The sequence below is a fragment of the Mesorhizobium sp. UC74_2 genome, assembly GCF_042701485.1.
GTDB lineage: Bacteria > Pseudomonadota > Alphaproteobacteria > Rhizobiales > Rhizobiaceae > Mesorhizobium.
In genome coordinates this window covers 4,348,676-4,359,596 of sequence record NZ_CP170562.1, presented here as the reverse complement: position 1 = coordinate 4,359,596, position 10,921 = coordinate 4,348,676, and the positions used below count along the sequence as shown (strand labels likewise).

The following is a 10,921-nucleotide window of genomic DNA, read 5'->3' as shown; positions in this document are numbered from 1 at the left end:
CTCAGCGTCCTTTCAGCCGAAGACGCGGATCGAGCGCGGCATAGGCCAGATCGACGCTGAGGTTGATGACGACGAACAGCACCGAGACCATCATCAGGTAGGCGACCATGACGGGCCGGTCGAGCGAGGCGATGGAATCGATGATCAGCTTGCCGAGGCCCGGCCAGTTGAAGATGGTTTCCGTCACCAGCGCGAAGGCCAGTGTCGAGCCGAGCTCGAGGCCGAACACCGTGACCAGCGGGATCGAGATAAGCTTCAGCACGTGCCTGCGCAGGATGGTGCGCTCGGGGATGCCGGCAGCACGCGCGAACTTGATGGCGTCGGTGGTCATCACCTCGCGGGTGCCGGCGGCGGCGAGCCGGCACATCATCGACATCTTGAACAGCGACAGGTTGAGCACGGGCAGCAGCAGGTGCTTCCAGCCGTCCAGCGTGAGGAAGGAGAAGGGGATCCCGAAAAGGCTGGCGGTCTGGCCGCGTCCGCCTGCCGGCAGCACGCCGAACTGCACGGCGAAGAGCATGATCAGCATCAGGCCGATCCAGAAGGTCGGCACCGAGAAGCCGAGGATCGAGCCTGCCATGATGAGGCGGGAAGCGGGGCTGTTGGGCCGGTAGCCGGCATAGATGCCGAGCGGAACGCCGATGAGCGAGGCCAGGATCACCGCGATCACCGCCAGTTCCAGCGTCGCGGGCAGGCGTTGCGAGATCAGCTCGCCGACCGGCATGTTGAAGACGAAGGAGCGGCCGAAATCGCCGGTCGACATCGAGCCGACGAAGTCGAGATATTGTTTCCACAGCGGCTGGTCGAGGCCGTATTCGGCGATCACCTGCTCGCGGATCGCCTGGGTGGCGTCGGGCGAGATCAGCACGTCCACGGGATTGCCGATCACATAGACCCCGGCGAAGACCAGGATCGACATGACGACCAGCACGATGACCGCCTGGCTGAGCCGCTTGAACACGAAGGAGGTCATGCACTGACCCCGTAACGGTGCTTGCTGTCTGTCATCTGCCCCTCCTCCTGAGCATTTCCGCCATTCTCGGTGCGGAAATGCTCCAAACCTCTGTTGTCACGCAGCTCCGGACCTGCCGGAGGGCGCCCATCCATCAATGCCAGCCGTTCTCGATCTCGTCGCGGGTCTCCGCGACGCCGACTTCCCAGATCGCGTACATGTCCGCGTCCGGGCGCTGGAATACGCCGTGATAATTGCCCTCGGCGATGCGCTCGCGCTTGCGGCCGGCATCGACGCGGCCGGTGGCTGCGAAATCGATGCGATCCTTCTTGAAGTTCGGCACCGGCGCGTCTTCGAGGCGGGTCCAGGGGAAGTTCTCCATCCAGCTCGCATGGCTCGCGGCCGGGTCGATCTCCTGCACCTTGGCCATGGTCTGCGGCGCGCGCCACCAGTCGTGCAGCTTCACCGAGGTGTCGCGATGGCCGTTCATCCATTCCGACAGCAGCGGGGCGATCGGCGTGTTGCCGCCATGGCCGTTCACGACGAGGATGCGGCGAAAGCCGGAGCGGTAGACGCTGTCGAGCATGTCCTCGATGACGCTGATATAGGTGCGCAGCGTCAGCGTGATGGTGCCGGGGAAGTCGGCGAAGCCCGAGGCCATGCCATAGGGCAGGCAGGGGAAGACGGGCACGCCGAGCGGCGCGGCGGCCTCCACCGAAATGCGCTCGGCCAGGATCATGTCGGTCGCGAGGCTGAGATAGGCATGCTGCTCGACCGATCCGATCGGCAGGACGCAGCGGTCGTCGACCTTGGCGCGTTCCTCGACCTGAGCCCAGTGCATGTCCTGAATGCGCATTCCCGAAAACTCCGTTTGTCAGCGGCCGGTACTGCCGCGATTGGTGTCGTGCGCCGGCCCGCCGGGATGCGGCATGGGTCAGCAACAAAACTGCGAGATATCTCCAATTAAGTTCCATTAGGAACAAAAATATGAGGTTGACGCAACAAAAATTTCAATTACCGTTCCGTTTGGGACTAATTCAGGGGCGAGGTTGTATGGATCGATTGCTGAGCACAGCCCTGCATGAGGCGCGTGCGGGGCGGGAGACACCCGGGCCGCAGCATCTGCCGCAGGACGATCCGCTGTTTCCCAAACTGTGGGACAATCCCTGCTGGCTGTCGTTCCGGCTGAACTTCCTGGCCCTGCAGTTCAACAATCCGGTCTATGGCCGCATCCAGCAGCAGCTCGGCCTGCTGCGTCCGGAATTCGTGGTCTTGTGGTCGCTCTATCTCGGCGACGGCCTGACGCTGACCGAGGTGGTGCGCTCGTCGAACTTCCCGAAGAACACGCTGAGCCGCGCCGTCAACAAGGTGGCGACGCTTGGCCTGATCGACCGCGAGATCGATCCGTCCGACCAGCGCCGCGTCACCCTGACGCTGACGGAGAAGGGCCGCGCCGCCGTGGTCTCGGTCAAGGAGCTGATGCTCGAGCATGAACGCGCCATGCTCGAATGCCTGTCGCCCGCCGAACGGCTGACCCTGTCGGACCTGCTGACCAAGATGGTTGTCGCCACCGGCAGCTGGCCCCGCGATCTCGACATGAGTGTCGCCGAGGCGGCGACCGACTGATCCCGCCGAACCGATATCGGCGACAACGAGACATTCAACAACAAAAAGAGGAGATCCCCATGACTACCCATTCCTTGCTGCGCTCGGCGCTGCTTGTGTCGACGCTGCTGGTGTCGCTGCCGGCACTCGCCGCCGACCTGACCATTGCCACCAAGTCCGGTCCGGCCTCGATGGATCCGCATTTCACGGCCACCTCGGCCAATGCCGAGGCCACCAAGCATGTCTTCGACACGCTCTTGAAGTCCGGCAACAAGCTTGAGGTCGAGCCCAATCTGGCGGTGAGCTGGAAACCGGTCGACGAGACGACCTGGGAATTCAAGCTGCGCGAGGGCGTCAAGTTCCATGACGGTTCGGACTTCACCGCCGAGGACGTGAAGTTCTCGATCGAGCGCATCCCCAACGTCACCGGGCCGAACCCGTCGACCATCTATGTGCGCCGCGTCGCCGGCGTCGAAGTCGTCGACCCGCTGACGGTGCGCGTCAAGACGCATGGCTCGGCGCCGACCCTGCCCAATGATTTCGTGCGTCTCTTCATCGTTTCGCACAAGGCGGCCGCGGCCTATTCCACCAAGGAGACGGCGGCCGAGGGTTTCAACACCGGCAAGGCCACTATCGGCACCGGCCCCTACAAGTTTGTCAGCTGGGCGCCGACGCAGGATCTCGTGCTGGAGAAATTCGACGGCTACTGGGGTGGCGCGCAGCCCTGGGACAAGGTGGTCCGCAAGGAAATCCCCAATGACGCGGCCCGTGTCGCCCAGCTCAAGGCAGGGCAGGTCGACCTGATCTCCAAGGTGCCGGCCACCGACCTCGCCAATCTCGAGGCCGATCCGGCGATCGACGTGGTCAAGGACGAGTCGGTCTACATCCCCTATCTCGAATTCGACTTCCGCGCGGACTCGCCGATGGTCTGGGACAAATCAGGCAAGAAGCTCGACAAGAACCCCTTCCTCGACCCGCGCGTGCGCGAGGCCTTCGACCTCGTCATCGATCGCCAGACCATCGCCGATGTCGCGCTGGAAGGCATGGGCGTCGTGCCGACCCAGCTCGTGAGCGCCAACATCTTCGGCTACAACAAGGACATTGCGCCGGCGGCCTATGACGTCGACAAGGCCAAGCAGCTGATGACCGAAGCCGGCTTCGCCGACGGCTTCAAGGTGTCGCTGAACTATGCCAACGACCGTCTGCCGACCGAGCTTGGGCCGACGGTGGCGCAGCTCCTGGCCGCGATCAACGTGCAGGCGGATGTGAACGGCGTGCCGGCCGCGGTGTTCAATCCCGCCAAGACGCGCGGCGAATATTCGCTCTACATGGCGTCCTGGGGCACGCTGACCGGCGAGGCGAACTACATGCTGTCGTCGCTGATGCACACCAACGACAAGGAAAAGTCGCTGGGTGCCTTCAACACACGCGGCTATTCCAACCCCGAGATGGACAAGCTGATCGAGGACGCCGGCGTCGAGATGGACGAGGCCAAGCGCCGCGAACTGCTCGAAAAGGCGAACCTGCTCGTCGCCACCGATCGTCCCGACCTGCCGCTGGCCGTCAATGTCTCGGCGTGGGGCGTGAAGGCGGACAAGATCACCTACACGCCGCGTTCCGACGAGGACACGCTGGCGATGGACGCCAAGCCGAAGCAGTAGAAGTTCCGGGAATGCAATGGGAGGCATGATCCCGCCGGAAAGCAACAAAGCAGGAAGCCGAGGGCTTGCCGAACGAGGATCATGCCGAAAACGAAGAGATAGAACGGAATACCGTTCATCCCGTTTGCATTCTCTCCAGATCAGGAAGGCGTTGGTTCGATATTCTTCCTGATCTGGCTTTTTTGAAGCGCGATCCCGAAATCGATTCCTGCTTTCGGGGTCGCGCTCCAGCAAAAGTGCGCGGCGGTTTTGCGCCAGGAATTGTGAAACTCCAGAAACGGTCCGCCGGGCCGCCTACTCCCCCTTGAAGGTAACGGACGATGACGAAATTCGCATTGGCGATCCATGGCGGTTGCGGGGTCATGGCGCAGCTCGATCTCAACGAGGAGGAATGGATCGCCGCGCGCCGCGATCTCGGGCGCGCGCTGGAAGCCGGCTATGCGGTGCTGAAGTCCGGCGGCCGGGCGCTCGACGCCGTGCAGGCCGCTGTCATCGTCATGGAAGACAGCCCGCATTTCAACGCCGGCCATGGCGCCGCGCTCAACGAGAACGGCGTGCATGAGCTCGACGCCTCGATCATGGACGGGCGCTCGCTGGCGGCCGGCGCCGTCAGCGCCGCCCGGCATGTCCGCAACCCGGTCAAGGCGGCACGCGCCCTGCTGGAGAAGGGCGATCCCCTGCTTCTGACTGGCCCCGCCGCCGACAGGTTCGCCGAGGACATCGGGCTGGCCGTCGAGCCGCAGAGCTATTTCACCACCGAACGCCGGAAGGCGGCGCTGGCTGCGATGAAAGCGCATGTCGAGGCCGGCACCGCCGCAAAGGCCAGCGAATCCGAAAAGCACGGTACGGTCGGCGCGGTCGCGCTCGACAGCCATGGCGATCTGGCCGCCGCCACCTCGACCGGCGGCTACAACAACAAGCCGGACGGCCGGGTCGGCGACAGCCCGATCATCGGCGCCGGCACTTATGCCCGCAACGGCGTCTGCGCCGTTTCAGGCACCGGCAAGGGCGAGTATTTCATCCGCCACGTCGCCGCGCACGAGGTCGCGTCCCGCGTCGACTATCTCGGCGAAAGCCTGGAGGCGGCGACGCGCAAGGTGATCATTAACGACCTGAAAGAGGTCGGCGCGGGTCTGGTGGCGGTGGATGCAAAGGGTGCCGTTGCTGCCCCTTACAACACAGACGGCATGTTCCGCGGCTGGGTGAGCGACGACGGCGCGTTCTTCGTGGCCTCGCATGCACAGGTCTACCGGTATCCGGAAGACCTGCGGTAGACGTGGACGAGGCTCGTCTCGGCGTTTCGCCAGACCCCTTCCGCCGCAAGGGGAGAAGGGGTCGCTGAAACGTCGTTGCAGCCTTACTTCTTGGCCAGCAGTGCCTTGACCAGCGGTTCGTCGACCGAGCCGGTCGCCGGCAGGCCGTTGTCGGTCTGGAAGGCCATGATCGCCTTCTTGGTGCGGTCGCCCATGACGCCGTCGGTGCCGCCGGCATCGTAGCCGTTCTTGGCCAGGATGCGCTGGATGTTCTGCACGGCCTTCTTCATGTCGATGCCGGCAATGGTGGTCGGGGCATCCTGCCAGGCTGCCGGCATCTCGGTGGAATTGGCGGCTTCGTCGAGCGGCTTGGGCTTCCAGAGCTCGGTGGCCTGCTTGGCGCGTTCGAGCTGCTCGGGGCGCAATGCCTTGGCGATCTCGTCGCGTTTGGCGGCCGCGTCCTTGTCGCCGGCCTTGGCCACCAGCGCGAACCACTTGTAGGATTCCTCCAGGTTCTGCGCCATGCCTGCACCCTTGGCCGCGAGGATGCCGAGGTTGAACTGGCTGTCCTTGACGCCGAGGTCGGCGGCCTGGCTGAACCATCGGGTCGCGGCGTCGTTGTCGGCGGCGCCATCGGCGCCCATGGCAAACAGCACCGCCAGATTGTGCATGGCGCTGGCGTTGCCCTTCTCGGCGGCGCGGCGGTACCATTCCTTCGACTTGGCGATGTCGCGCTCGACGCCGATGCCCTTCTCGTAGAAATTGCCGATGCGGTATTCGGCCGGGGCGAAGCCGCGTTCGGCCGCTTCGCCATACCATTTGGCGGCGGTGGCCATGTCTTCCTTGACGCCGCGCGCCTCGGCATAACGCGAGCCCACTTCGAACAGCGCCTTGGCGTCGCCGGCGGCGGCCGCGTCACGCAGCGCTGCCGGGCTGATGGCCTGCGGGATCTCGATGCCGCTCGCCGACGGGCTGACCGAGGCGGACTGCACGGCGCCGGTCTTGTCTTCGGTCGCGACTTCGGACTTCGGCATGCCAGGCACGTCGACGGTCGGCAGGGTCACCGGGGCGGCGATCAGCGCATGCGTCGCCGGGGCGGCCTCGGCCTTTGTCTCCACGGTTTCCGGCGCGGCCTGCGCATCCGTAGCCTGCAGGACGGCGGCGTCGTCCTTGGACCTTGGTTCCGGAGCTGTCAGGCCCGCGGTGGATGCTGGTTCTGCCGCGTCCTTGTTGTCGACGCTGCGCACCGGCGGCGCGTCGGCCGGGATCGGCAGTGCCGGTGCTTCGGCCATCACCGGTGCCTGCTGGACGGGTGCCGTCGCGACATCGGTCTTTTCCTCGATCGTCGTCGGGGCGGCCTCGTTGAATGATACCTGCTCCGGATCGGACAGGAAGGCCTTGCCGAGCTGCAGGCCGGCGAGCGCCAGCATGATCGCGGCGGCGGCCATCAGGATCGGCTTGCGGCGCGCTTTCAACAGGTTGCCGAGGCCGAACGACTTGACGCCGCCGGCCTTGCCCGACTGCTGCTTGAGCGCTTCCGCCTCGGCGGCCGCTGCCTGCGCGGCGCGGCGCGCGGCGGCGATGAAATCAGCCTTCGAGGCATCGGTCGTGTTCTGCCTGGCGGGTTGGCCGCGCTCGTCGCGCACCCGCTTCATGATGGCGCGGAGGTCCGGCGCGCCCGAGCCCGGTTCGAGCGGGCGGTTGAGCAGCTTCGGCTCCAGCGGCTCGTCGAGGTCGACCGTCGGCACCTCGGCATTGCCCGCGAGCGCCGTCGGCTGCGTTGTCTCGTTTTCGCGGCGCATCTTGAAGGCGCGTGCGATGCCGCCGAACATCGACTTGTTCTGGCCGGAGATTTCCGAGTCCGCGGCGATGGCTTCAGCGCCGAGTGCCGCGCGTGCCGCATCGGCTGCGGCCTGCGCTGGCGTGCGCGCACCGCCGCGCATGGCCGGGGTCTCGGGCTCGTTCAGGAACGGCAGCGGCTCGTCCATGTCGAGCGCCGGCGCATCCTGAACGGTGATCTTCGGCGACGCCATCGGCGGCGCGCCTTCCAGTGAACCGAGGCGGTCGACGATCTTCAGGAGCGTGTCGTGGATGGCCTCGAAGGTCTTGGTGTTGCGCTCGTCGGAGCGGCGCGTCAGGTCTTCAAGCGTCTTGAGGTCGCCGGCGAGCCCGGCAACGGTGACCGTGTCGCCGTTCGAAAGGCCGAGCGCGCGCACGGCGTTTTCGGCGGCCTGCCTTGCCGTCTCCAGGATGGTGTCGCGGTTGGTTGCGATCGATTCCTCGATCTTCTCGATGCGGGGCGCGATGTCCTCGAATTCCGGCAGCGGTGCGCCAGGACGCGACAGATGCGTGGCCAGGCCGGAAACCTGGGCTTCCAGGCTGCGCAGCAGGTCCGGATCGATGCCGGCTGCCTGCACCGAGCTGGAGTCGAGGCGGCTGGAGATGTCGTCGAGCCGGCTCTCCAGGCTGCGGATCGCATCCTGGCCGGCGATGTCGGGGCCGCGGCTTTCCAGGCGCTGCGCCAGCGCGCTGAAACGCGCGTCGATGGCGTCCATGATGCCGCTATTGTCGGGCTCGGGCGCACGGCGCTCGATGCGGTCGGCGACATCGTCCAGCCGGCGCTCGAGGTCGCGGAACAGCATGTTTCCCTGCTGGATGGCGTCGTCCTGGCGGCGTTCGATGATGCCCGACAGCGCCTCGAAGCGCTGTTCCAGCCCCTGGAAGAGGTGGTCCATCACCTCGCCACGTGGGCGCTCGTCGGCCACTTCCTCGATCTGGCTGGCAAGGGCCGCGATGCGCTGCTCGATGCGCTCGAACGGGGCCGGGTCGAAGGCGCTCGACTGGGCTGCGACGGTGGAGGCGACGATGGCGCGCGAGATTTCGTCCAGCCGCTCGTCGATCATGCCGTAGACGTCGCCGCCGCGACGGCCCTGCTGGCTGGCGAAATGGTCGACAGCGCCGGCCAGCGTGCGCACTTTTTCTTCCAGCGAGCGCAGCGACAGCGATTCCGGCAGCTTGTTGACGGCGGCGCCGATCTGTTCGAGCCGTTCCGCGAGTGCGGTGACATCGACGCCGTCACGCTTGCCGGCATTGCCGTCGAAGCGGTTCTCGAAGGCCGACCAGCGCTGGTCGAATTCCTGCCAACGGCGGTCCACGGCCTGCACGCTCTCTTCGCGCGCCAGTGTTTCCATGGCGTTGCGGACCTGCTCCAGCTCGAGCCTGAGCAGGTGCACGCCCTTGTCATCGCTCTTTTCGGCGAGACCCCGGATGGCGCCCGACAGGCGTTCGAATTCGAGGCCGAGCTCGGCGCTGTCGCGGGAAGAGGGAGCTTCCTGCGCGGCGCGCTGGATATCCTTGCGCAGCGCCTGGAATTCGCGCTGCAGGCCCGAGCTCATCTGCTGGCGCAATTCCTCGCGCAGGCCGCGCAGTTCGCCGGCGATCTTGCTCACCATCGCCACGCCGTCTTCCTGGCCGCGCATGCGTTCGATGTCGCGGGCGATCGACTGGTAGGGCCGCTCGCTGCGCTGGCGATAGGGGCGGGGTTCTTCATAGGGGCGCTGATAGCCGCGCGCGCCTTCATAGTCGCGCTCGCGTGGGCGCTGTTCCTCGTAGCCGCGCTGGCGCGGCGCATCGTAGCGGTCGGCATAGGGCTGGCTGCGGCCGTAGCGCGGCTCTTCCCGGCGGGCAGGCTCCTCGCGGTTGCGGTCGAGCCGCTGCTCCAGCGCTTCCATCGACCGGTTGAGCTCTTCCAGCGAGGCATAGCTCCGGCGCTGCCGCCCGGCGTTCAGATTGTCGAGATAGGACCGCTTGTTGTTCATCGAGCGCCCGTTTCGCATTTGGCTGGCCTCGGCCAGCAGTTCCCCAAACCACCCAGTCGGGTCCGAAGACGGCTCGGCCAGCGGAAGATTGTTCCCGGACAGGCTCGCGCTTCGATGAAAACCCGTGTGAAAAGCGAGACAGGATGGACACGGACCGACAGCCGCACCTTTCGCCCAGCATGGTAAACAACCCGTTAACCAAGCTTAAGAAGCCGCAGGATTCGTTGAGAAAAGCTTTCCGCCCCTGCCCCTGGGGCATGGCGTAGGGGCACCCCACTTGCATTTTCGCAACGATACCGATATACCTTTACGTAAACGTAAGTTGTGCGGTGCGGCAAGGCTTGCGAATCTATGTCGAAACCAGGAAGCAAAGCCCCCTAGCGCTTCCGCCACGGGCGAAGCCAGGCAGCCGATGCCGCGCGCCATAGCCGGGGCCTAAACGGGAAATGTCGATGACTGTGCAGATGAACACCGCTGGCGAAGCAGCCGGCAACTCCAACATCATGTCGAACGAAACCTCCGAAGAGCTGGTGCGCATCGGCGAGATGGCCAAGAAATACGGCGTCACGCTGCGCACGCTGCGCTTCTATGAGGACAAGGGCCTGCTGAAGCCGGAGCGCGACGGCGCCACCCGCCTCTACACGCATCGCGACCGCGTGCGCCTCAAGCTCATCCTGCTCGGCCGCAAGGTCGGTTTCTCGCTGCGCGAGGTCAAGCAGATGATGGATCTCTACGATCCGACCGGCACCAACACCAAGCAGCTGCGCCTGGCGCTGGAAAAGTCGGAAAAGCAGCTCGTGCGCCTGCAGAAGCAGCGCGCTTTGATCGACGACGCCATCAACGAACTGAGTGGCGCCATGAATTCCGTCCGCCAGATGGTCGCCGACCGCGCCGCCTCGACCTCGGTCGCCGCGAACTGATTTCCGGATCGCCGGTAGGCGATCTGCATCAAGATGGAAGGCGCGTTGCTTCGGCGATGCGCCTTTTTGTTTTAGGCATGATGGCCATCATCCGGCTGTTTTCGAGGCGCTGAGTTTCTCGGCGGTATGCTTGATCCCGGACCTCGAAGTGGGAGCCTGTGGTAAAGTGAAGGGGCGTGGCTGGATTGTTTTCGCGGTGATGCTGCTTGCTGCGCCGATATTCGCTTTTCAGGGCTTCATATTGGCTCAGAAATCCGAGGTGAAGTCTCTCGCACTTGAGGATGTTCCTGATGCTCTCAAGCAATCAGAGCTGATTGCGATGACTTATGACACAGGCTTTTTCCGAGATGTTTGCGGCGTGGCGATCTTCAAGCTCCGCGATGGAGTCGATGGTCAAGGCGCTGTGGCGCAATTGCCCGATATCCACCCAACTCCCGTTCCCCGGGGCTGGCTAGGGAATGGATTGCCGACTTCTTTCTCGTGCGGCGAGGGGATTCCGGCCAATATGGAAAAACAATATCTGAAAATCATGTCATCGCCAGGATCGTTGTATCGGCACGCCGGTACAACGATCTTGATCTACACGGAGTCGATGAGAATGTTCGCGGTGTTGATTTGGTTCTAGATCCCGCATGGATTCACCCATGCCGGCCAGACCCGTCGCGCATTGAATGACGCGTCCAGATGCATTGTCCTGCTCTTCGCCCGAAAA

8 protein-coding genes are annotated in these 10,921 nt (G+C 64.8%); 5 read left to right on the top strand and 3 right to left on the bottom strand.

Annotated features, from left to right (window positions below; translation table 11 throughout):
* Position 1 precedes the first annotated feature (1 nt).
* Both ACFJIU_RS21145 and ACFJIU_RS21140 read right to left on the bottom strand, forming a co-directional pair.
* Positions 2–973 (bottom strand): ABC transporter permease, encoded by a 972-nt coding sequence (locus tag ACFJIU_RS21145; RefSeq protein WP_379063211.1) that lies wholly within the window; start codon positions 971–973, stop codon positions 2–4.
* 133 nt (positions 974–1,106) lie between these two features.
* Complete coding sequence (locus ACFJIU_RS21140; protein ID WP_379063209.1) at positions 1,107–1,808, bottom strand: creatininase family protein; 702 nt, start codon at positions 1,806–1,808, stop codon at positions 1,107–1,109.
* Between the two features lie 197 nt (positions 1,809–2,005).
* On the opposite strand from ACFJIU_RS21140, the gene ACFJIU_RS21135 reads away from it, so the two are divergent.
* The 3 genes from ACFJIU_RS21135 to ACFJIU_RS21125 all read left to right on the top strand — a co-directional run bounded on the left by ACFJIU_RS21135 (position 2,006) and on the right by ACFJIU_RS21125 (position 5,492).
* A complete protein-coding gene (locus tag ACFJIU_RS21135; protein WP_379063207.1) occupies positions 2,006–2,578 on the top strand; it encodes a MarR family winged helix-turn-helix transcriptional regulator in 573 nt (190 codons plus the stop codon).
* A 59-nt stretch (positions 2,579–2,637) separates the two neighbouring features.
* Positions 2,638–4,218: an ABC transporter substrate-binding protein gene (locus ACFJIU_RS21130; RefSeq protein WP_379063205.1), complete on the top strand. Its 1,581-nt coding sequence runs from the start codon at positions 2,638–2,640 to the stop codon at positions 4,216–4,218.
* A gap of 320 nt (positions 4,219–4,538) precedes the next feature.
* Positions 4,539–5,492 (top strand): isoaspartyl peptidase/L-asparaginase family protein, encoded by a 954-nt coding sequence (locus ACFJIU_RS21125; protein ID WP_379063203.1) that lies wholly within the window; start codon positions 4,539–4,541, stop codon positions 5,490–5,492.
* An 83-nt stretch (positions 5,493–5,575) separates the two neighbouring features.
* On the opposite strand, the gene ACFJIU_RS21120 is transcribed toward ACFJIU_RS21125, so the two are convergent.
* Entirely contained in the window at positions 5,576–9,289 is a 3,714-nt protein-coding gene (locus tag ACFJIU_RS21120) for a peptidoglycan-binding protein (RefSeq protein ID WP_379063201.1), read from the bottom strand.
* Positions 9,290–9,741: 452 nt separating this feature from the next.
* Between ACFJIU_RS21120 and ACFJIU_RS21115 the strand changes: the two genes are divergently transcribed.
* Both ACFJIU_RS21115 and ACFJIU_RS21110 read left to right on the top strand, forming a co-directional pair.
* Positions 9,742–10,209, top strand: a complete 468-nt coding sequence (locus ACFJIU_RS21115) for a MerR family DNA-binding transcriptional regulator (protein WP_379063199.1) — start codon at positions 9,742–9,744, stop codon at positions 10,207–10,209.
* A 130-nt stretch (positions 10,210–10,339) separates the two neighbouring features.
* Positions 10,340–10,834, top strand: coding sequence for a hypothetical protein (locus ACFJIU_RS21110; RefSeq protein ID WP_379063197.1), 495 nt, complete (start codon positions 10,340–10,342; stop codon positions 10,832–10,834).
* The last annotated feature ends 87 nt before the right edge of the window (positions 10,835–10,921 follow it).

Coding starts and splice junctions, on each gene's coding strand:
- ACFJIU_RS21145 (WP_379063211.1), bottom strand. CDS start 973: ATGACCTCCTTCGTGTTCAAGCGGCTCAGCCAGGCGGTCATCGTGCTG.
- ACFJIU_RS21140 (WP_379063209.1), bottom strand. CDS start 1,808: ATGCGCATTCAGGACATGCACTGGGCTCAGGTCGAGGAACGCGCCAAG.
- ACFJIU_RS21135 (WP_379063207.1), top strand. CDS start 2,006: ATGGATCGATTGCTGAGCACAGCCCTGCATGAGGCGCGTGCGGGGCGG.
- ACFJIU_RS21130 (WP_379063205.1), top strand. CDS start 2,638: ATGACTACCCATTCCTTGCTGCGCTCGGCGCTGCTTGTGTCGACGCTG.
- ACFJIU_RS21125 (WP_379063203.1), top strand. CDS start 4,539: ATGACGAAATTCGCATTGGCGATCCATGGCGGTTGCGGGGTCATGGCG.
- ACFJIU_RS21120 (WP_379063201.1), bottom strand. CDS start 9,289: ATGAACAACAAGCGGTCCTATCTCGACAATCTGAACGCCGGGCGGCAG.
- ACFJIU_RS21115 (WP_379063199.1), top strand. CDS start 9,742: ATGACTGTGCAGATGAACACCGCTGGCGAAGCAGCCGGCAACTCCAAC.